At 73.8% G+C, this 20,290-nt stretch carries 17 protein-coding genes; 9 read left to right on the forward strand and 8 right to left on the reverse strand.

Going from position 1 to position 20,290, the window contains the following annotated elements:
- Window positions 1-37 precede the first annotated feature (37 nt).
- The 4 genes from RSE42_RS13975 to RSE42_RS13990 form a co-directional block, all read right to left on the reverse strand.
- The gene (locus RSE42_RS13975; RefSeq protein WP_415296676.1) at window positions 38-2,812 is read right to left on the reverse strand and encodes an FG-GAP-like repeat-containing protein; all 2,775 of its coding nucleotides are present in this window, start codon (window positions 2,810-2,812) and stop codon (window positions 38-40) included.
- Window positions 2,813-2,903: 91 nt separating this feature from the next.
- Complete coding sequence (locus RSE42_RS13980) at window positions 2,904-3,890, reverse strand: Gfo/Idh/MocA family oxidoreductase (RefSeq protein WP_415296678.1); 987 nt, start codon at window positions 3,888-3,890, stop codon at window positions 2,904-2,906.
- The gene (locus RSE42_RS13985; protein WP_415296679.1) at window positions 3,890-4,990 is read right to left on the reverse strand and encodes a DegT/DnrJ/EryC1/StrS family aminotransferase; all 1,101 of its coding nucleotides are present in this window, start codon (window positions 4,988-4,990) and stop codon (window positions 3,890-3,892) included. Before RSE42_RS13985 ends, RSE42_RS13980 begins: the two co-directional genes overlap by 1 nt.
- Window positions 4,987-5,583 carry an acyltransferase gene (locus RSE42_RS13990; protein ID WP_085387512.1) on the reverse strand — a complete coding sequence of 199 codons (597 nt, stop codon included), beginning with the start codon at window positions 5,581-5,583 and terminating at the stop codon, window positions 4,987-4,989. Before RSE42_RS13990 ends, RSE42_RS13985 begins: the two co-directional genes overlap by 4 nt.
- A gap of 143 nt (window positions 5,584-5,726) precedes the next feature.
- Between RSE42_RS13990 and RSE42_RS13995 the strand changes: the two genes are divergently transcribed.
- From RSE42_RS13995 to RSE42_RS14010, 4 genes are all read left to right on the forward strand, one after another.
- On the forward strand, window positions 5,727-6,443 hold the full coding sequence (locus RSE42_RS13995) for a glycosyltransferase family 2 protein (protein WP_415296681.1): 717 nt from the start codon (window positions 5,727-5,729) through the stop codon (window positions 6,441-6,443).
- Between the two features lie 12 nt (window positions 6,444-6,455).
- A complete protein-coding gene (locus tag RSE42_RS14000; RefSeq protein WP_415296683.1) occupies window positions 6,456-6,884 on the forward strand; it encodes a DUF2304 domain-containing protein in 429 nt (142 codons plus the stop codon).
- 69 nt (window positions 6,885-6,953) lie between these two features.
- Window positions 6,954-8,240, forward strand: coding sequence for an LCP family protein (locus RSE42_RS14005; RefSeq protein WP_415296685.1), 1,287 nt, complete (start codon window positions 6,954-6,956; stop codon window positions 8,238-8,240).
- Between the two features lie 4 nt (window positions 8,241-8,244).
- Window positions 8,245-9,690 carry an LCP family protein gene (locus RSE42_RS14010; RefSeq protein WP_415296687.1) on the forward strand — a complete coding sequence of 482 codons (1,446 nt, stop codon included), beginning with the start codon at window positions 8,245-8,247 and terminating at the stop codon, window positions 9,688-9,690.
- A gap of 9 nt (window positions 9,691-9,699) precedes the next feature.
- Here RSE42_RS14010 and purE read toward each other — a convergent pair whose 3' ends face one another.
- On the reverse strand, window positions 9,700-10,239 hold the full coding sequence (gene purE, locus RSE42_RS14015; protein WP_074807746.1) for a 5-(carboxyamino)imidazole ribonucleotide mutase: 540 nt from the start codon (window positions 10,237-10,239) through the stop codon (window positions 9,700-9,702).
- A complete protein-coding gene (locus RSE42_RS14020) occupies window positions 10,236-11,477 on the reverse strand; it encodes a 5-(carboxyamino)imidazole ribonucleotide synthase (protein ID WP_415296689.1) in 1,242 nt (413 codons plus the stop codon). Before RSE42_RS14020 ends, purE begins: the two co-directional genes overlap by 4 nt.
- 110 nt (window positions 11,478-11,587) lie before the next feature.
- Between RSE42_RS14020 and RSE42_RS14025 the strand changes: the two genes are divergently transcribed.
- Window positions 11,588-12,139 (forward strand): GtrA family protein, encoded by a 552-nt coding sequence (locus tag RSE42_RS14025; RefSeq protein WP_391516201.1) that lies wholly within the window; start codon window positions 11,588-11,590, stop codon window positions 12,137-12,139.
- Window positions 12,140-12,160: 21 nt separating this feature from the next.
- Here RSE42_RS14025 and RSE42_RS14030 read toward each other — a convergent pair whose 3' ends face one another.
- Window positions 12,161-13,492 carry an ATP-binding protein gene (locus RSE42_RS14030; RefSeq protein WP_085387506.1) on the reverse strand — a complete coding sequence of 444 codons (1,332 nt, stop codon included), beginning with the start codon at window positions 13,490-13,492 and terminating at the stop codon, window positions 12,161-12,163.
- A gap of 43 nt (window positions 13,493-13,535) precedes the next feature.
- Window positions 13,536-14,219, reverse strand: a complete 684-nt coding sequence (locus RSE42_RS14035) for a response regulator transcription factor (RefSeq protein ID WP_031316534.1) — start codon at window positions 14,217-14,219, stop codon at window positions 13,536-13,538.
- 104 nt (window positions 14,220-14,323) lie between these two features.
- Between RSE42_RS14035 and RSE42_RS14040 the strand changes: the two genes are divergently transcribed.
- From RSE42_RS14040 to RSE42_RS14055, 4 genes are all read left to right on the forward strand, one after another.
- Window positions 14,324-15,895, forward strand: a complete 1,572-nt coding sequence (locus RSE42_RS14040; protein WP_415296692.1) for a sensor histidine kinase — start codon at window positions 14,324-14,326, stop codon at window positions 15,893-15,895.
- A 42-nt stretch (window positions 15,896-15,937) separates the two neighbouring features.
- Entirely contained in the window at window positions 15,938-16,672 is a 735-nt protein-coding gene (locus RSE42_RS14045; protein WP_051028602.1) for a response regulator, read from the forward strand.
- Window positions 16,673-16,890: 218 nt separating this feature from the next.
- Window positions 16,891-17,703 (forward strand): ABC transporter ATP-binding protein, encoded by an 813-nt coding sequence (locus RSE42_RS14050; protein WP_144722728.1) that lies wholly within the window; start codon window positions 16,891-16,893, stop codon window positions 17,701-17,703.
- Window positions 17,703-20,261, forward strand: a complete 2,559-nt coding sequence (locus RSE42_RS14055) for an ABC transporter permease (protein WP_415296695.1) — start codon at window positions 17,703-17,705, stop codon at window positions 20,259-20,261. Before RSE42_RS14050 ends, RSE42_RS14055 begins: the two co-directional genes overlap by 1 nt.
- Window positions 20,262-20,290 lie beyond the last annotated feature (29 nt).

Here is a 20,290-nt window from a genome sequence, read left to right on the forward strand (position 1 = left end):
GCCGAGTCCCGCGGTCCTGGGACAGCAGGCTCCCGACTCAAAACACCACTGCTCCCGACGACACCTGGCCGAACGGCCGGGCCGCAAGGAATCCACCCTTGCCGTTGCCCGGGTAGAGACGGACCGATCCGCCGGCGTCGACGAAGACGAGGTCAGGCACGCCGTCGGACGTCGCGTCGCCCACTCCGACAATTGCGGATGCACCGCCCCAGCCCCACCCGATCTGCTGGGCGGGCCCGAGCTGACCAGCCCCGTTCCCCTTGCGCAGGATCAGGTCGCCACCTTCCCGGGTCACGAGGTCGTGGCTCCCTCCGGTCCACGTCCCGACGCTCACGATCATGTCTGCACGGGCGGCGCCGCTCCCGATAAGCACTCGCGACTTAAAGGCACCGTGCGCCGTTCCGGGGTACAGCCAGATCCGGCCAGTGGAGGCCTCGAGCGCGAGGATGCCGGGCTCACCGTCAGCACCGAAGCCCGGTGCACCCACGATGTCACGCATGCCCTCCCATCCGCGACCGATCTGGTTGCCGGTGCTGCTGAAGGTCCCCGTTCCTGTACCCCGGTGCAGAAAAAGGCTCCCCGCTCGGTCGCGCACGACGAGGTCCGGCCGACCGTCACCGTCCCAGTCGCCCGGCACAATGACGTCCGAACCGCGTGCCGCGCGCACCGATGTCGAGAACGAGCTCGTCAACTGCCCGCTGCGGACGTATGGGTAGCGGTGAAGCACCCCGCTCCCGGACACCGGGTAGAACTCGATGGTCTCCCCGCTCCGCGTTACCGAAACCGTGGAAAACTGTTGCCAGTCCTGGCCGATCTGGACGGGGCTACGGAAGGACCCGTCACCGTTGCCGGGGTATAGCAGGAGCCGCCCGGCGCCGTCGCGAGCGACGAGGTCGAACGCGCCGTCTCCGGTCGCGTCACCGGGCCCCAGGACCGACGTCATCGTGTTCCACCCGGTTCCTTGAGGCCGGCTCACCGCGAAATTCCCCCGCCCGTCACCGACGTACGTCACGAGCCGACCGTCAGGTTCCTGGGCCACGAGCGACGGTCGGCCATCACGCAGGTCGCCCATCAAGGTGATCGCGGACATCTGCTGCCACGCCCAGCCGATCTGCCGTGAACCTCGGAAGCCACCCGCGCCGCTGTTGGAGTAGAGCCATAGGGACCCGTCGCTGCTACGGCGCGCCAGCAGGTCGGGACGGCCGTCCCCGTCCCAGTCGTGACCCCCGACGACCGCGTCCATCACGCTCCAGCCGGATCCGATGAATCGTCGGGGCTGCCAGCCGGAGCCACTCGACCCATAGAAGTACAGTCGCCCCGTGCGGTCGATCAGCATGAGGTCGCCACGGCCGTTGCCGTCGAAATCGCCGGGTGAGAAGACCCTCCCGTCATTCCAGCCAGGCCCGTACCTCGTGGACGCCGACCACGTGCGGCCAGCTGTGACCAGCGAGACGACGCCTCCATTCTCAGCGAGGAGCTCAGGGAAGCCATCGCCCGTGAGGTCGCGTACAAGCGGTCCGCGAAGCGGGCTCGGCTGGAGGTTGGCGGCGCGCGAGCGCAGCTCACCGAGCCGCGGGTACAGGTTGGCCCCGGGACACGCGGTCTGGCCGACGTCACGGTGCCCGACGACTGCGGGCAGCGTCCGGCCGTCGATGCTCGCCGTCCCGTTCGCCCGGACGCCGTGGAGCGAGAGCTTCCACGCGAGGAGACGCGACATCGCGTCCATGGCGGCCGCAGGGACCGAGGCCTGGTCGTAGTTGCCCATGAGCGACAGGCCGAACGTGTGCGAGTTGACCCCAGCCGCGTGCGCGCCCACGATGGCCCGCTCGACCCCGCCTGCGCGCCCTTCCCAGATGCGGCCGAACTTGTCGACGAGGAAGTTGTAGCCGATGTCGCCCCAGCCGCGGGACTGCGCGTGGTAGGTGTAGATGCCCCGGATGATCGACGGCACCTGCGCCGCGGTGTAGTTGTTGGAGCCGGCGGTGTGGTGCACCACGGCGCCGTTGACGCGGCCGACCTGCGGCGTCCAGGTCATGATCGACTCGTCGGCGCCCCACTGCGCGCGCGTGTTGATCGTCGGACGGGACACGGCGGCCGCCGCGAAGCCGTCAGGTTCGAAGGTGGTGCCGCCGGACGCGGACTCGTCGACGATCGCGGGCGGCGCGACGTCCGGCTCCTCCACGAGCCTCGTCGTCGCCACGGTCGGCTCCGCGTCCGCCTCCCCCGGCTCGATCACGACGAGGCGGATGTCCTGGGGCAGGCTGTCGGCGGCGCCGCGCACCGCGACCTCGACCTCGTCGACGTCCCCGACGAAGGCCGGCTCCGTGCCGTCGCGGAGCACGGTCGCGTCGGACCCGACCTCGTCCTCCGTCGGGTCGTCGGAGACGACCTCCTCCTGGTCGAGGACCGCCCACTCCGACCAGGTCTTGGCCGTGCGCGTCCGCAGCACCACGGTCGCACCGTCGGGTGCGGTGCCCTGCTCCCAGGTGACGCCGACCACCGCGAGGCCCGTCGTCTCGCCGGAGGTCGCGACGACCGTGCCGTCCTGCTCGGGAGCACCTGCCTCCGTGAACGGGGCGTCGGCGTCAGTGGGCGCGTCCAGCGCCTGGGGGCTCTCGTCCACGGCGAGCTCCGCGACGTCGGACTCGATCCCCTCACCGCCCTCCGTGGCCTCGAGCGAGGCGCGAACGGGTGCCGCGGTGGCTGGTGCCGCCGTGGCGGGCGCGGCGGTCGCTGCCGTGAACGGCAGCGCGAGTACCGCGGCGCCCGCCACGAGGGATCGAAGTGACGTACCGAACCGATGCGACTGCATCGTTCCTCCCCTGTGGTCGAGATGTGTGCCTTGGGCACTCTCTCGTCACCGTACGTTCCCGGGAGAAAGTCCGCAGTGCGGGCGAGCAGGTTCAGAGGGTGATCATCGTGCCCGTTCGGGACGAATCGAGCACCGCCTCCGCGACCTCGAGGGTGCGCAGCCCCTCCTCCATGGTCACGACGTCGTGGCGCAGCCCCAGCACCGCGTCGCGGAACGCCTCGTGCTCGACGCGGAGCGGCTCGCGCTTCGCGAAGGCGTACCGCGTGACGTCCCCCTCGGAGACGCCCCGGAAGGCCGAGACGGCCTCCCACTCCGTCGGGATGACCCCGTTGGCGTAGAAGGTGAGGTCGGCGGTGCCCGTGTCGGCGACGAACGCGCCGCGCTCGCCGGTGACGATGGTGACGCGCTCCTTCATCGGCGAGAGCCAGTTGACGACATGGTTGGTCACGACGCCGTTCTCGAGACGCCCGGTCGCCGTCACCATGTCCTCGTGCGGACGACCGCTGCGGTGCGTAGTCTGCGCCGCCACCGAGCGGTAGGGGCTCTGCGCGACCCACGCGGTGAGGTCGATGTCGTGCGTGCCCAGGTCCTTCACCACGCCCACGTCGGCGATACGGGACGGGAACGGCCCCTGACGTCGGGTCGCGATCTGGTAGACGTCGCCCAGCTCGCCCGCCTCCATGCGGCGGCGCAGCTCCTGGAGCGCCGGGTTGAACCGTTCGATGTGCCCGACGGCGCCCACCAGGCCGGCCTCCGCGAACGCCTGGGCGACCTTCCGGCCGGCCTCGCTCGTGGCGGCGATGGGCTTCTCGACGAGCGTGTGGACGCCGGCGGCGGCGAGGGCGAGCGCCACGTCCTCGTGGAAGACGGTGGGCACCGCGACGACGGCCATCTGGATCCCGGCGGCGATCAGGGCGTCGACGTCGGGGAGGACGTCGAGGTCACCCGACACGCCGTAGGGGTCGCCGCCCGGGTCGGCGACGGCCACGAGGTCGACGCCGTCGATCTCGCGGAGCACCCGGGCGTGGTGCCGACCCATGGCACCGAGGCCGATGAGGCCTGCGCGGAGGTCGGCCATCACGCACCTGCCTTCACGACGGTGTTGACCGCGGTGACGATGCGGTCGAGGTCGGCCTGGGTGAGCGACGGATGCACCGGCAGGGAGATCACCTGCTGCGCCGCGATCTCGGTCTCGGGCAGGTCGAGGCCCGGCGCGAAGTGCCGCAGGCTCTCGAGACGGTGGTTGGGGATCGGGTAGTAGACGCCCGAGCCCACGCCGTGCTCCTCGCGCAGCGCGGTCACCACGCCGTCGCGGTCGTCGGCGACCCGGATCGTGTACTGGTGGTAGACGTGCACCGCCCCGTCGGCGACGGGCGGCGTGACGACGCCCTCGAGGTTCTCGGTGAGGAACGCCGCGTTGCGCTGACGGTCCGCGGTCCAGCCCTGGACCTTGGTAAGCTGCACCCGGCCGATCGCCGCGTGGACGTCGGTCATGCGGGCGTTGAAGCCGACGACCTCGTTCGCGTACTGGCGCTCCATGCCCTGGTTGCGCAGCAGCCGGACGTTGCGGGCGACCTCGTCGGTCGCGCAGGACACCATGCCGCCCTCGCCCGACGTCATGTTCTTCGTCGGGTAGAGGCTGAACATCGCGAACGTGCCGAACGAGCCGACCGGACGGCCGTCGAGCGTCGCGCCGTGCGCCTGGGCCGCGTCCTCGAAGAGCAGCAGACCGTGCTCCTCGGCGATCGCTCCGAGCGCCGTCATGTCCGCCGGGTGACCGTAGAGGTGCACCGGCATGATCGCCTTCGTGCGCTCGGTGATCGCGGCGCGCACCGCGTCGGGCGACAGGCAGAAGTGGTCCGCCTCGATGTCCGCGAACACCGGCGTCGCGCCGGTCAGCGCGACCGAGTTCGCGGTCGCAGCGAACGTGAACGAGGGGACGATCACCTCGTCGCCAGGGCCGATGCCCGCGGCGAGGAGGCCCAGGTGGAGGCCGGAGGTCCCGGAGTTGACCGCGACGCACGTGCGCCCGCCGACGAGCACGTCGGCGAACTCCTGCTCGAAGGTGGCGACCTCGGGGCCCTGGGCGATCATCCCGCTGCGCAGCACGCGGTCCACGGCCGCTCGCTCGTCGTCCCCGACGATCGGCTTCGCCGCGGGGATCAGTGTCTGGCTCATTCGGCCGCAACCTCTCTGATGGTGTCGTCGTTCTCTTCGTAGCGGGCCCCCGTCACGGGGCACACCCAGTGCTCGCCGTCGCGCTCCAACGGTCGGCCCGCTCGTCCGACCCAGCCGACCCGTCGCGCGGGAACCCCGACGACGATGGCGTGGTCCGGGACGTCCTTGGTGACGACGGCGCCGGCGGCCACGGTCGCCCAGGCGCCGATCGTGACGGGGGCGACGCACACGGCGCGCGCACCGATCGCTGCCCCCTCGCCGATCGTCACGCCGACGGCGTGCCAGTCGTCCGCGCTCTTCAGCGTGCCGTCGGGGTTCACGGCGCGCGGGTAGGTGTCGTTCGTCAGCACTACGGCGGGCCCGATGAAGACGCCGTCCGCGAGCGTCGCCGGCTCGTACACGAGGGCGTAGTTCTGCACCTTGCAGTTCCGGCCCATCTGCACGCCGGTGCCGATGTAGGCGCCTCGTCCGACGACGCACGACTCCCCCATCGACACCCCCTCGCGCACCTGGGCGAGGTGCCAGATCTGGCTGCCGTCGCCGATCGCGGCACTCTCGGCGACGTCGGCGCTGGGTGCGATGCGCACACTCATGATGGGAGGAGCTCCTCGCTCTCGACAGCAGTGGGCGGGCTCACTCTAACCGCGGCACCGCACCGGCCAGCCTACCGACGCGGTCGGCACGGGACGACTGACCTTCGTCCCGACCTCGCTCCGGATGCTGCAAGAATGAGGGCATGGACTTTTCGGACGCGGCGACGGACGGTCGCGCGCCCACCCGCACCGTCACCGACGACGTCTGGCTCGTGATCCCGCTCTACAACGAGGACGCGGTGGTGGGCGACGTCGTCGCCCACGCGCGGAAGACGTTCCCGAACGTCGTCTGCGTGGACGACGGCAGCACCGACCAGTCGGCGGCACGCGCTCGCGAGGCAGGTGCCGTCGTGGTGCGCCACGCGGTGAATCTCGGCCAGGGCGCCGCGCTCCAGACGGGCATCGAGTACGCACGCGCCCAGGAGGGCGCCCGCTACCTCGTGACGTTCGACGCGGACGGGCAGCACCAGGTCGACGACGCGCTCGCGATGGTGGAGCTGGCGCGCGCCGAGGACGTGGCGGTCGTGTTCGGCTCGCGATTCCTCGACGACCGCACGAGGCCAGGCCTCCTCAAGCGGCTCGTCCTCCGGACGGCCGTGTGGTTCACGAACCGGAGCACCGGGCTGCGCCTGACCGACGCGCACAACGGCCTCCGGGTCATCCGCGTGGACGCGGCCCGGCAGGTCGACCTGCGCCAGGATCGTATGGCGCACGCGAGCGAGATCGTCCTCCAGCTCGGCCGGACGCGGCTGCCGTGGCGAGAGCACCCGGTCCACGTGCTGTACACGGACTACTCCAAGGGCAAGGGCCAGTCGCTCTGGAACTCCGTCAACATTCTCGTCGACCTCGTCTTCAAGTAGCAGGGATCGGCCATGCTCATCCAGATCATCCTCGTCGTCGCGGTCGTCGTGGTGACCGTGCTGCTCACCCGGTCGACCGCGAACGCCCGGCACCAGGCGATCCGTCGGCTGCTGCTCGTCGCGTTCGTCATCGGCGCGGTCCTCGCGATCCTCTTCCCGGAGTGGCTCACCTTCGTCGCCAACCTGCTCGACGTCGGGCGAGGCACCGACCTGCTGCTCTACGCGCTGGTGATCGCGTTCGTCGGCTTCATCGCGACGAGCCACCGGCGCACGAACCAGCTCGAGCGGAAGATCACCGTGCTCACGCGCGAGCTCGGCCTGGCCGAGGCCACGCTCGAGCGCGTCGACGACTCGGTCGGCCAGCTCGAGCACGACGAGTCCGCGCGGACCGCCACGATCGACGACGGCGTGGTGCCCACGCGTCCCCGGTCGGAACCGTAGGTTCCACAACTCCTCCACGCCGCGAGCCCCGTGCACGCGCCAGCGCGTCGCGGCGTCCGCCTATGCTCGATGCCCGTGACCCCACGCTCCCGCGCCCAGAACCGCAGCGCCGCGGCCTCCCGGCCGTCGCGCGGTCCTGCGCACGCGAGGCGGCAGCGCACCCACCGGGTCGCGCGCTCGGTGGGCCTCGTCGCCACGGCCGTCCTCGCGTTCGGCGCGGTCGGCGGCGCCTCGGCGCTGTCGAACATCCAGGGCAACATCACGTCGTCGAGCGCGCTCGACCTGCTCGACGACCGTCCCGCGCAGACCACCCCGGACCCGAGCGACCCGAACGCCGGGAAGCCGCTCAACATCCTCGTGATGGGGTCCGACGCGCGCGGCGGGGAGAACGGCCACGACGTCGAGGGCGTCGAGGGCATGCGCTCGGACACGACGATCCTCGTGCACGTGTCCGCCGACCGCTCGCGCGTGGAGATGATCTCGATCCCGCGCGACTCGCGCGTCGACGTCCCGGCGTGCAACACGACGAGCGGGAAGACGACCGCCCCCGCCAACACCCGCTTCAACGCGGCGTTCGCCAACGGGGCGACCGTCGGCGGCGACGTGGACTCCGCCGCCGCGTGCACCATGCAGACCGTCGAGAGCCTCACCGACGTCTACGTCGACGGTTTCGTCGTCGTCGACTTCGCGGGCTTCCAGAACATGGTGTCCGCGATCGGCGGGGTGCGCATGTGCATCCCCGAGGCGATCGACTCCCCCAAGGCGGACCTGAAGCTCGCCGCGGGGTGGCAGACGCTCGACGGTGCCCAGGCGCTCGGCTTCGCGCGCGCCCGGTACGGGGTGGGCGACGGGTCGGACCTCAGCCGCATCGGCCGGCAGCAGCAGCTCCTCGCCGCGACGGTCAACCAGGTGCTGTCGAAGAACGTGCTCTCGGACCTCGGCCAGATCTACGGCTTCGTCGACGCGGGCACCAGGTCGCTGACGACGAGCGACAACCTCTCGTCGATCCCGAGCCTCGCCGGGCTCGCCTTCAGCCTCCGGGGCGCGACGAGTGGCAACATCACCTTCATGACCGTTCCCAACGCGCCGGACCCGCGGGACCCCGACGCGAAGGTCGTCTGGACCTCGGAGGCCGACGAGCTGTGGGCGAAGGTGCGCGCGGACGAGCCGATCGTGACGCCCGCCCCCGCGGCCGACCAGCCGGCGGACGACGCCGCGACCGACGCGCCACCGGCGAGCGAGGGCGACGACGCCCCGGTGCCGGACACCGCCTCGGACGAGCCCGCGCCGGTGCAGACGAAGGAAGCCGGCAAGGAGGCGTTCTCCGCCGCCGACGAGACCGCGCAGTGCGGGTGATCCCATGACCGACTCCCGCGATCCCCGGTCGCTGCCCCCGAGCTTCACGCCCCAGGGCGGTCGCTCGCCCCGGCCTACGTCGGCCGACGACGCGATCGCCGTCGGGAACAGCGGTCGCCCCCGACCGCCGGCCCGGCCGGTGCCCGACGACGCCGTCCGGGCCGAGCCACGCATCCGGCGCCAGTCGTCGCGCGAGATCCCCGTGACCCCGGCCCGCCAGGGCACGCCGCCGCCGGCGCCGCCCGCGGGGCGCGCACGACCTCGGAGCGAGCCCGCGGCCTCGGCGCTGCCCCCGTCCGTCGCGCCGGCGCGGTCGCCCGAGCGCTCGGCTCCCGCTCGCGTCTCGTCGTCCCCGCACGCGAGCGCGCGCGCCGCGACCGCGACCGCGGGACGTCGACCCACGGCGGCACCTCGCCCGCGCCCGGCCGGCCCCGGCGGCCCGGGCGGCGGACGCCCGCCCGCCGCCACCGGGGCGTCCCGTCCGGGCGGCGGCTTCCGCGTCCGCAAGGGCCGCATCGTCGGGCTCGTCGCCGGCGTCGTCATCGTCGCGCTCCTCGCCTGGCCCGTCGGCCTCCTCCTCTGGGCCAACGGCAAGATCCAGCACGTGGAGGCGCTCTCCGGCGCTCCCGGCACGGCGGGCAACACCTACCTGCTCGCCGGGTCGGACGCGCGGGGGGACGGTATCAGCGAGGACGGCACCGAAGGCGCCCGCACCGACACGATCATGGTCCTCCACGCGCCGCCGAGCGGCCCGGTCGCGCTCATCAGCCTGCCGCGCGACACGTACGCGGAGATCCCGGGCAACGGGTCGAGCAAGCTCAACTCGGCGTACTCCTGGGGCGGCCCGGCGCTGCTCGTGCAGACCGTGGAGCAGCTCACGGGCCTCACGGTCGACCACTACGTCGAGGTCGGGTTCGGCGGTGTCGAGGGGATCGTGGACGCCGTCGGCGGCGTCGAGCTGTGCCTCGACTACGACGTGGACGACCCGAAGAGCGAGCTCGTCTGGACGGCGGGCTGCCACGTCGCCGACGGGCACACCGCGCTCGCGTTCTCGCGCATGCGCTACTCCGACCCGCAGGGCGACATCGGACGGGCCGAGCGTCAGCGCCAGGTCATCGGCGCGATCAGCTCGCAGGCGGCGAACCCCAGCATCCTCTTCCGCCCGGGCGACCAGGTCTCGTTGCTCGACTCCGGGCTGGGTGCCCTCACCGTGGACGAGAAGACCGGCATCGTGGACCTCGGCAAGCTCGCGCTCGCCTTCCGCAAGGCCAACGGGCCCGACGGCATCACCGGCACCCCGCCGATCTCGAACCCCGACTTCCGCCCCGGCGGCAACCTCGGGTCGACCGTGCAGCTCGACCCCGAGACGGTCGGCCAGTTCTGGGTCGACATCCGGGACGGCAACCTCGCACCCGGTCGGGTGGGCGGCCTCCCGCAGCCGACGGGCTGACGCCTCGGCTCAGGCGCCGAAGCCGGTGCGCTGCCCGCCGGCGCGCGACGCGCGCAGCCGGGCACCCTTGGCACGCGCCTGGTCTCCCAGGTCCGCCTGGAAGGCGACCATGCGCTCGCGCAGCCGCGCGGCGTCGTCGTCGGTGCCCGCGGCGAGGATGCGCGCGGCGAGCAGGCCCGCGTTGCGCGCGCCGCCGACGGACACCGTCGCGACGGGGACGCCCGCGGGCATCTGCACGATCGACAGGAGCGAGTCCATGCCGTCGAGGTGGCGCAGCGGCACGGGGACGCCGATGACGGGCAGGGGCGTGACGGCGGCGAGCATGCCCGGCAGGTGGGCCGCTCCCCCGGCGCCCGCGACGATCACGCGCAGGCCGCGCTCCGCGGCGGTGCGGCCGTAGTCGATCATCTCGACGGGCATCCGGTGGGCGGAGACGACGTCGACCTCGACGGGCACGTCGAACTCGGCCAGCGCGTCGGCGGCGGCCTCCATGACGGGCCAGTCGGAGTCCGACCCCATGACGATGCCGACGACAGGGTTCTGGCTCATGCGCGCTCCTCGTTCGGGTCGGTCGCGGGGCGCTCGCCCCGCAGGGTCGCGGCAGCGGCCAGGGCCCGACGCCGGACCTCGTCCATGTCGTCGCCGCTCACGTTGACGTGGCCGAGCTTGCGCCCGGGGCGCACGCCCTTGCCGTAGAGGTTCACCCGGGCGTCGGGGAACGCGGCGAGGACGTCGGGCAGCGCGTCGGTGAGCTCGTCGAGGGTCGAGCCGAGGACGTTCGCCATCACGGTCCAGCGCGCGGTCGCCGCGGTGTCGCCGAGCGGGAGGTCCAGCACGGCGCGCAGGTGCTGCTCGAACTGGCTCGTCACCGCGCCGTCGATCGTCCAGTGGCCGGAGTTGTGGGGGCGCATCGCGAGCTCGTTGACCAGCACGCGCGGGCCCTCCTCCCCCGCGACCTCGAACATCTCGACCGCGAGCACCCCCGTGACGCCGAGCCCCTCGGCGATCCGCACGGCGGCGGCGCGCGCACGCTCCGCCTCGGCGTCGGTGAGGCCGGGCGCGGGCGCGATCACCTCGGCGCACACGCCGTCGCGCTGGATCGACTCGACGACGGGCCAGGTGCGCACCTCGCCCCGCCCGTCCGCTCCGCCGCTCGGGCGCCGGGCGACGAGCACCGCGAGCTCGCGCGTGAACGGGACCTTCTCCTCGACGAGGAGCTCGGGGCCGTCGGTCGCAGCGGCCTCGATCCACTCCGCCACCTGCTCGGGGCCGCCCTCCGCGGTCGAGACCACGCGGACGCCCTTGCCGTCGTACCCGCCGCGCGCCGTCTTCACCACGGCCTCGCCCCCGACCTCGGCGAGGAAGTCGGTGAGCGCGGCCCGGGCCGCGGCCGGCTCTGTGGGCAGCGCGGCCCAGCGCGGGCACGGCACGCCGAGCTCGGTGAGCCGGCGGCGCATGACGATCTTGTCCTGGGCGTGGACGAGCGCGTCCGGGCCCGGGCGCACGGGCGTGCCGTGCTCGAGGAGGTCGGTGAGCAGCGCGTTCGGGACGTGCTCGTGCTCGAACGTCAGGACGTCGGCCGGGGCGGCGTCCGCGGGGGCGATGAGGGAGCGGACCGCGGCCTCGTCGGACGCGACGCCGACGGGCGCGTCCACGACGACCTGGGCCGCGGACGAGTCCGCGGCCTCCACGAGCACGCGCAGGTGCACGCCGAGCTCTCCGGCCGCCGGGGCCATCATGCGTGCGAGCTGTCCTCCGCCGACCACGGCGATCACTGGGGCTGCCACGTGCACCCACCCTAATGCCTGGCCGCGGGACGGCCCTCCTTCGACCGCCCGTCGGACGGACGGCGGACGGCACCCGGGCGGGGCCCAGGACCGGCCGGTAGCCTCGAGGGGTGGTGAACGACCTGGACCGGCGAGCGGAGACGTCCGCGACGTCCGGGTCGCGCCGCGAGCGCGTGCTGGCGCGGGTCCGCGAGCTCGCGAAGTTCGGGTCGGTCGGCGCGCTCGCGTACGTCGTCGACCTGGGCCTGTTCAACCTGCTGAGCTTCGGCCCGGGCGAGCTGCTCGGCCACAAGCCGCTCACCGCGAAGATCGTCTCCGTCGCCGTCGCGACGCTCGTGGCGTGGGTCGGCAACCGGTACTGGACGTTCTCGGACCGGCGCACGCAGTCGCGCGGGCGCGAGCTCGCGGCGTTCGTCGTCGTCAACGTGGGCGGCATGCTCATCGCCGTGGGGTGCCTCGCGATCTCGACGTACGCGCTCGGGCTGACGTCGCCGCTCGCCAAGAACGTCTCGGCGAACGTCGTGGGGCTCGCCCTGGGCACGGCGTTCCGCTACGTGGCGTACCGCCACCTCGTGTTCACGGGAGACAGCCCCGACGTCGAGCCCCCCACGGGACCCGCGGACGACGCCCCTCGCCCTCCTGCGGACGTGCGGGCCGACTGAGCCGCACGCGTCCCGGAGGTGTCAGCCGCGTCGGCGCCGGCGCCGGCCACCGGCCGCGACGGCCGTCCCCGTCGGCAGCACGACGCGCGGGTCGAGGCGCCGCGGCACCCCCGCGAGGAAGAGCGCGAAGACCGCGGGCCGACGCTGCGCCAGCTCCAGGCGGCCGCCGTCGGACGCGGCGAGGTCCCGGGCGAGCGCGAGGCCGAGACCGGTCCCCGCGCCCGAGGTGACCTCACGCTCGAAGATGCGCGGCGCGAGGTCGTCGGGGACGCCCGCGCCCTCGTCGGACACCTCGGTGACGATGGCGCCGCTCGTGCCGGACGGGCGCGCGCGGACCGTCGTCGTGCCGCCGCCGTGCTTGAGGGAGTTCTCGATCAGCGTGGCCAGGACCTGCGCGAGCGCGCCGGGCGTCGCGAGCACCTGGTACTCGGGCGGCACGTCGACGACGAGCCGGCGTCCCGCCTTGGCGAACGTCGGCACCCACTCCTCCTCCTGCTGGTGCACGACGTCGAGCAGGCTCACCGCCTCCGTCGTCCCGCCCTGCGCGCGCCGTGACGACGCGAGGAGGTCGTCGACGACCCCGACCAGCCGCTCGACCTGCTCGAGGGAGATCCGCGCCTCCTCCTGGACGGCCGGGTCGTCGGACGCGAGGGAGATCTCCTCGAGCCGCATGCTCAGGGCCGTGAGGGGCGTGCGGAGCTGGTGCGACGCGTCGGCCGCGAACTGACGCTCCGCGGCGAGCCGGCCCGCGAGCCGGTCGGAGCTGCGCGCGAGCTCGGCCGCGACGAGGTCGATCTCCTCGACGCCCGAGGGTTCGAGCCGTGGGCGCACCTGCCCCGAGCCGAGCTGCTCCGCCGACGCCGCGAGGTACACGAGCGGCGCGGCGATGCGGTTCGCCTGCCACACGGCCATCCCGATGCCCGCGGCGAACGCGACGATCGCCGCGGCCACGACGAGCAGCACGACCTGCGCGGCCCGGAGGTAGGCGTCCCAGTAGGAGACGGTGAGGGTCACGAGCGCGCCGGAGTCGGAGTGCAGGGGCTGCTCGATCTCGCGGCCCGTGACCTCGTCGCCCGCCGTGAGCACCGTGCCGTCGGGCAGCGCGACGTAGACGTGCGCCGGGGGGTCGCTCGCGCGGGGCTGGACCGCGTCCTCGATGACGTGGTCCGGGATCTCGTCACCCGTCGCGAGGCGCGCGTCGATGGACCGGGAGAGGCGCTCGACGCGCGAGGAGAGGTCGTCGACCTCGCCCTGGAGCACGAACCGGGCGCCGTAGAAGGCGAGGGGGAACCCGAGGAGGATCACGGCGACGGCCACGGCCGCCACCGTCGCCTGCAGCATCCGACGCCGCACGCTGCTCCTCGCTCCCCGTGTCCCTCGTCCCGTCAGGGGACGGTCAGCTCTCGCCGGTCTCGAAGCGGAAGCCGAGGCCCCGGACGGTCGAGATGTAGCGCGGCGCGTTGGCGTCGTCACCGAGCTTGCGACGCAGCCACGACACGTGCATGTCGAGCGTCTTCGTCGAGCCGACGGGCTCCGAGCCCCACACGTCGCGCATCAGGGCGTCGCGGACGACGACCGAGCCCGCGCTCGCGACGAGCACGCGCAGCAGCTCGAACTCCTTGGTGGTCAGGTGGAGCTCGCGCTCGCCCTGGAACGCCCGGTGCGCGGAGACGTCGATGCGGACGTCCTGCGCCGCGAGCTCCTCCTCGTCGACCTGCTCGCCGTGCGAGCGCCGCAGGAGCGCCCGGACCCGGGCGAGGAGCTCCGCGAGGCGGAACGGCTTGGTGACGTAGTCGTCGGCGCCCGCGTCGAGCCCCACGACGAGGTCGACCTCGTCGGCGCGCGCGGTGAGCACGAGCACGGGCGTGGTCAGGCCCTTGTGACGGATCTCGCGTGCGACGTCGAGGCCGTCCATGTCCGGAAGGCCCAGATCGAGCACCACGATGTCCGCACCGCTGGCCGAGTCGATCGCCCCTTGACCAGTTCCTTGGACGACGACGTTGTAACCCTCACGTGTCAGTGCGCGCGCCAAAGGTTCGGCAATCGCCGGGTCGTCCTCCGCTAGCAGTACGTGGGTCATTCGCTCATGCTAGGGCATCAGTACGACTTCGGTCCCATCGTGCCCGGTGAACTCTGCGACCCTGGTCGGACGCCGCGCGACCGCCCCCTGCCTAGGCTGGACGCATGGGTTGGTACGAGCGCCTCGGGCAGTGGTCCGACGAGCACCGCTTCGGTGTGGACCTCACCGTCACGCTCGTCCTCGCGGTGGTGTTCGTGCCCGCGTCGGCGGCGTTCTCCGCGTCGGGTGCGAGCGGCGTCGGCACGAGCGGCGGCTGGGCCGCGTTCTGGGCCGTGCTGCTCCTCGCGCCGCTCCCCTGGCGACGCTCGCACCCGCTCGCGTCGGCGGTCACGGTGTACTCGGTCGCGCTCGTGCACCTGCTCGCGGGCTACCTCCTCATCTTCCCCGCCGACTTCGCCGTGCTCGTCGCGCTCTACTCGGTCACGGTCTACGGGCCGCGCTGGGCGCACCGCACCGCGATCGTCGCCTCGCTCGTCGGCGCGGTGGTCCTGGGCGTCGCGCTCGGGCTGCTGTCGGGCCGGCTCACCGACCTCGCGCTCATGGTCTTCCTGACGTCCGCGTTCGGCGGGATGACGTTCCTCGCCGTCTGGGCGTTCGGCCTCGTGCGGCGGTCCCGGCGCGAGACGATCGCCGCGCTCGTCGACCGCGCCGAGCGGCTCGAGGTCGAGCGCGACCAGCAGGCCCAGATCGCGACCGCCGCCGAGCGGGCGCGCATCGCCCGCGAGATGCACGACATCGTGGCCCACTCGCTGTCCGTCATCATCGCCCAGGCCGACGGCGGCCGGTACGCCGCCGCCCACGACCCCGACGCCGCGGCCCGCGCGCTCGCGACCGTCTCGGAGACGGGCCGCACCGCCCTGGCCGACATGCGTCGTCTGCTCGGCGTGCTGCGGTCCGAGCCGCCGCGCCCGCCCGCGCCGGGGGCCGCCGTCGGGCCCGGGGGCACCCTGGCGCTGCCCGCGGGGCGCGGCGGCGTCCTCGGCCCGGGCTCGCCGTCCGGACCCGGTGCGGCCACGCAGCAGCTCCCGGGGAACCCCCCGCCGGCCGCCCTCGAGCGCGCGCCGCAGCCCGACGCCGCCGACCTCGAGAGCCTCGTCGCCCAGGTGCGCGACAGCGGGATGCGCGTGTCGTTCGTGCGCGTGGGCGAGGCGCGCACCCTGCCGCCCGGGGCCGGGCTCACGGTCTACCGCGTCTGCCAGGAGGCGCTCACCAACGTCCTCAAGCACGCGGGACCGGACCCGGAGGTCACGGTCGTCGTGCGCTGGGGCGCCACGACCCTCGACCTCGAGGTCGAGGACGACGGCCGGGGCGCCTCCAGCGCGGCGGAGGCCCGGCAGGACGCCCGCTCCGGCGGCTACGGCGTGCTCGGGATGCGCGAGCGGGCCGCGCTCTTCGGCGGGTCCGTCCAGGTGGGGCCGCGCGCGGGCGGCGGGTTCCGCGTGCACCTGCGCCTGCCCGTGCCGCCGGTCCCCGGTCGCGCGCCCGTGCCGCCCGGCCCCGTGCCGTCGGGACCTGCGCCGTCGGGACCTGTGCCGCCGGGCCCCGCGCCGTCTGGCCCCGTGCCGTCGGGGCCCGCGCTGCCGGGCAGGTCGGGACCGTCGGGCAGGATGGGACCGGGCAGGACGGCCACCGGACCGGCGCCGGGCCTGTTCGCCCCGCCCCCGCCGCCCCCCTGACCCGCGCGCGAGCCCTCCGACCGGACCGACCGACAGGACACCATGACCGACGCCCTCCCCGTGCCCGGCGACGCGTACGCCGCCGAGCCGCACGCCCCCGTGCGCATCGCGCTCGTCGACGACCAGCAGCTCGTGCGCGCGGGCTTCCGCATGGTGATCGACTCCCAGCCCGACCTCACGGTCGCCGTCGAGGCGGGCGACGGGCTCCAGGCGCTGCGCCTGCTCGCGGACCACCCGGTCGACGTCGTGCTCATGGACGTGCGCATGCCGCACCTCGACGGGCTCCAGACGACGGCCCGCCTCACGGCCGCGGCGGCCGACGGCGCGCACGCCCCCAAGGTCATCGTCCTCACGACGTTCGACCTCGACGAGTACGTGCTGGAGGCCATCCGCTCGGGCGCGAGCGGCTTCCTGCTCAAGGACGCGCCGCCCGAGGAGATGCTGGCCGCGATCCGCACGGTGCACCGCGGTGACGCGGTCATCGCGCCGTCGTCCACGCGGCGCCTGCTCGAGCACCTCGTGACGGCGCTGCCCGCCGAGCAGGTCCAGGACTCGCCCGCGCACGCGGCCGTCGAGGGCCTCACCGAGCGCGAGCGCGAGGTGCTCGTGCTCATGGCGCGCGGCCGCTCCAACACCGAGATCGCGAGCGACCTGTTCGTCGCCGAGGCGACGGTCAAGACGCACGTCGGGCGCATCCTCGCCAAGCTCGGCGCACGCGACCGCGTGCAGGCCGTCGTGACGGCCTACGAGACGGGGCTCGTGCGCCCCGGCGCCTGACCCGCTCCGCCCGCGCCCCACCGGTCCCCGACCGGTGGGGCGTCGTCGTGTCCACCCTGGGCGGGGCACTCCTACGACCAGAGGATGACCCGGCCCGCGGCCATGACCCGACCGTCGCCGGACGCGGCGGGCCGGGCCCTCTCCGTAGCGTCGTCCACGATCCCGACGCACGCCCGTGACCACCGGTCCGCGTGCGGCACGACGAACCAGGAGACGACGTGGACACGACCGTGTACCGACCCACCGACCCGGCCCCCGCCGGCCCGCCCGCGGTGCGGGCCCGCACGCTGCGCAAGACCTACGGCACGGGCGAGGCGGCGGTGCACGCGCTCGACGGCGTCGACGTGGACTTCGAGCGCGGGCACTTCACGGCCATCATGGGGCCGTCGGGCTCGGGCAAGTCGACGCTCATGCACCTGCTCGCGGGCCTCGACACCGCGACGAGCGGGCACGCCTTCATCGGGGACACCGAGGTCACTGGGCTCAACGACAACGCGCTCACGCAGCTGCGCCGCGACCGCGTGGGCTTCGTGTTCCAGTCGTTCAACCTCCTGCCGATGTTCACGGCGGAGCAGAACATCACGCTCCCCGTGGAGCTCGCGGGCGGCAAGGTGGACCGTGCGTGGTTCGAGACGCTCGTGCGCACGCTCGGCCTCGAGGCGCGCCTGAGCCACCGTCCGAGCGAGCTGTCCGGCGGGCAGCAGCAGCGCGTCGCCATCGCGCGCGCCCTCATCGCCGGCCCGGAGGTCGTGTTCGCCGACGAGCCGACGGGCAACCTCGACTCGCGCTCGGGCGCGGAGGTGCTGAGCTTCCTGCGCCGCTCGGTGCGCGAGCTCGGCCGCACGATCATCATGGTCACGCACGACCCGACGGCCGCGGCCTACGCGGACCGCGTCGTGCTCATCGCCGACGGGCGCATCGCGGGCGACATCACGGACCCGACGCCGGAGTCGGTGCTCGCAGGGCTCGACGCGCTCCGCACGCTCGACGCCGGCACCGACGGCCCCGCCCCGCAGGCGGTGCGCGCCTGATGTTCCGGCTCACCCTGGCGCAGATGCGCCGCAGCATCGGCCGCCTCGTCGCGGCCGGCGTCGCGATCGTCATCGGGACGGCCTTCGTCACGGCGACGCTCATCGCGGGCAACGTCATCACCCAGACCACGAACGACTCGATCGCCGCGCAGTACGCGGACGCCGACCTCGTCGTGTCCGCCCCGGACGACCTCACGGCGCCCGACGTCGAGGCCCTGCGCTCCGTGCCCGGCGTCGAGGCCGTCGACGCCACGGCGTTCACCTACCTCGACCTCTCGCACGGTGCGAAGCGCGTGTTCCAGCTCGGCGTCCCGGCGCCGTCCGACCCGCGCTTCGAGGCGCTCGAGGTCGTCGAGGGCTCGATGCCCACCGCGTCGGGCCAGGTCTCGCTGCCCACCGCCGTGGCCGAGCGCCTCGGCGTCGGGATCGGCGACACCGTCACGAGCTCGCGCAACGTGTGGGACGAGACCGCGCCCGACGGCGGCGACTACACGGAGGTCCGCGACGAGCTGACCGTCGTCGGGACGACCGACGACCCGTACGGCGCGTACGCCCAGATGGGTGGCGCCGTCGTCGTCCCGGCCGAGGACGTCGCCGCCTGGGAGGCCGCACAGGCCACGCCCGACGACCCGGCCCGCACCTACTCGTCGGCGATGGTGGCCCTCGCGCCCGCCACGGACCTCGAGACGGCGCGCGCCGAGCTCGTCGCCGCCTCGCCGGACGGGGCGAAGGCCGTCACGCCGGACGAGCACGCGCAGGAGCAGGCGCGCAAGATGACCGGCGACCAGGACGTCTTCACGTACGTCATCCTCTCGTTCGCCGCCGTCGCGCTGCTCGTCGCCGCGCTCGTCATCGCGAACACGTTCCAGGTCCTCGTCGCGCAGCGCACGCGCACCCTCGCGCTCCTGCGGGCGGTCGGCGCGAACAAGTCGCAGCTCGCCCGGTCCGTCCTCACCGAGGCGACGATCCTCGGCGTCGTGTCGTCGCTCGCCGGCATCGTCCTGGGCGGCCTGCTCACGCAGATCGCGCTCCTCGTGGCGCGCGGCGCCGACCTGGGCGTCCCGGTCCCCGCGACCATCACGGTCACGCCCGTGGTGGTGCTCGTGCCGCTCGTGGTCGGCACGCTCGTGACGGTCGTCGCGTCGCTCGCCCCCGCTCGCGCCGCGACCCGCGTCGCCCCGCTCGAGGCGCTGCGCCCGGCCGACGCGCCGAGCATCCTGCGCGGCGGCGGCCGCGTGCGGCTCGTCATCGCGTCCCTGCTCACGCTGGGCGGCGTCGCCGTCCTCGCGGGCGGGATCTGGCTCGGGCTCACCGACAAGCCCGAGATCGGGCTCCTCGCCGGGGTCGCCGGCGGCGCGCTGTCGTTCGTGGGCGTCCTCGTCGGAGCGGTCTACTGGTTGCCCGCCGTCGTGTCGTTCGTCGGCCGCCTGCTCGCGGGCACCGGGTCGACGGCGCGCCTCGCCACCGCGAACACGCTGCGCAACCCGCGCCGCACCACCGCGACGAGCACCGCGCTGCTCATCGGCGTCACGCTCGTCGCGATGATGTCGACCGGCGCCGCGAGCGCCCGCACCTCGCTCGACGCCGCGCTCGACGACCAGTACCCCGTCGACGTCATGCTCGCGACGGACGCGTACGGGTCGACCGGTGAGCCGGTGCCGTCGGACGTCGTGCGCGCCGTGTCCGGCACCGAGGGCGTGTCCCGCGTCGTCGAGCTGTACGCCGCGACGGTGACCATGCCGGACGGCACCGAGACGTCGTTCCACGGGGTCGACCCCGACGCCGCGCGCTCCGTGGTGCGGACGCCGGACGACCTCGCGGCCTTCGGTCCGGGGACGTTCCTCCTCTCGGAGGGCGAGGCGGAGAACTACGGTCTCGCGGACGGCGAGACCGCCGAGCTCACGGGCCCGACGGGCGAGACGCTCGACGTGGTCGTCCGCACCGGGGGGATCGGCTCCGGCGGGCTGCTCACCGTCGACGACGCGCGCGCCGTCGACCCGACGAGCCTCATGTCCCGGCTGTGGGTCGGCCTCGACGACACCGGCGCCGCCGCTCAGGTGGTGCCCGCGATCCAGGACGCCGTCGTGGAGTCGGACACGCCCGTGGAGGTCGCCGGGATCGCCGTCGAGCGCGCGGCGATGCAGAGCGTCATCGACACGATCCTCGGGGTCATCGTCGGGCTGCTCGCGGTCGCGGTCGTCATCGCGCTCATCGGCGTGGCGAACACGCTCTCGCTCTCGGTCATCGAGCGGCGGCGCGAGTCGGCGACGCTCCGGGCGATCGGCCTCAGCCGCTCCCAGCTGCGCTGGATGCTCGCGATCGAGGGCATGCTCATCGCGGGCGTCGGGGCGGTCCTCGGGATCGTGCTGGGCGTCCTCTACGGGTGGGCCGGAGCGGCCACGGCGCTGAGCGTCATGGGTGACGTGTCGCTCGCCGTGCCGTGGCGCGACATCGCGCTCGTGCTCGTGGTCGCGCTCGTCGCGGGGCTCGTCGCCTCTGTCGTCCCCGGCCGCACCGCGGCCCGGACGTCGCCCGTCGCGGCGCTCGCCGTGGACTGAGCGACACGCCCCACCGGCCGTCGGCCGAC

The organism is Cellulosimicrobium sp. SJTW-1, from assembly GCF_047716875.1.
GTDB classification, from domain to species: Bacteria; Actinomycetota; Actinomycetes; order Actinomycetales; family Cellulomonadaceae; genus Cellulosimicrobium; species Cellulosimicrobium funkei.

Bases quoted from the DNA above. Each gene is read 5' to 3' on its own strand.
- purE (WP_074807746.1), bottom strand. From the start codon at position 10,239: ATGAGCCAGAACCCTGTCGTCGGCATCGTCATGGGGTCGGACTCCGAC.
- RSE42_RS13995 (WP_415296681.1), top strand. From the start codon at position 5,727: ATGGACTTTTCGGACGCGGCGACGGACGGTCGCGCGCCCACCCGCACC.
- RSE42_RS14040 (WP_415296692.1), top strand. From the start codon at position 14,324: ATGGGTTGGTACGAGCGCCTCGGGCAGTGGTCCGACGAGCACCGCTTC.
- RSE42_RS13980 (WP_415296678.1), bottom strand. From the start codon at position 3,890: ATGGCCGACCTCCGCGCAGGCCTCATCGGCCTCGGTGCCATGGGTCGG.
- RSE42_RS14005 (WP_415296685.1), top strand. From the start codon at position 6,954: ATGCCCGTGACCCCACGCTCCCGCGCCCAGAACCGCAGCGCCGCGGCC.
- RSE42_RS14035 (WP_031316534.1), bottom strand. From the start codon at position 14,219: ATGACCCACGTACTGCTAGCGGAGGACGACCCGGCGATTGCCGAACCT.
- RSE42_RS14045 (WP_051028602.1), top strand. From the start codon at position 15,938: ATGACCGACGCCCTCCCCGTGCCCGGCGACGCGTACGCCGCCGAGCCG.
- RSE42_RS13990 (WP_085387512.1), bottom strand. From the start codon at position 5,583: ATGAGTGTGCGCATCGCACCCAGCGCCGACGTCGCCGAGAGTGCCGCG.
- RSE42_RS14055 (WP_415296695.1), top strand. From the start codon at position 17,703: ATGTTCCGGCTCACCCTGGCGCAGATGCGCCGCAGCATCGGCCGCCTC.
- RSE42_RS13985 (WP_415296679.1), bottom strand. From the start codon at position 4,990: ATGAGCCAGACACTGATCCCCGCGGCGAAGCCGATCGTCGGGGACGAC.
- RSE42_RS13975 (WP_415296676.1), bottom strand. From the start codon at position 2,812: ATGCAGTCGCATCGGTTCGGTACGTCACTTCGATCCCTCGTGGCGGGC.
- RSE42_RS14000 (WP_415296683.1), top strand. From the start codon at position 6,456: ATGCTCATCCAGATCATCCTCGTCGTCGCGGTCGTCGTGGTGACCGTG.
- RSE42_RS14010 (WP_415296687.1), top strand. From the start codon at position 8,245: ATGACCGACTCCCGCGATCCCCGGTCGCTGCCCCCGAGCTTCACGCCC.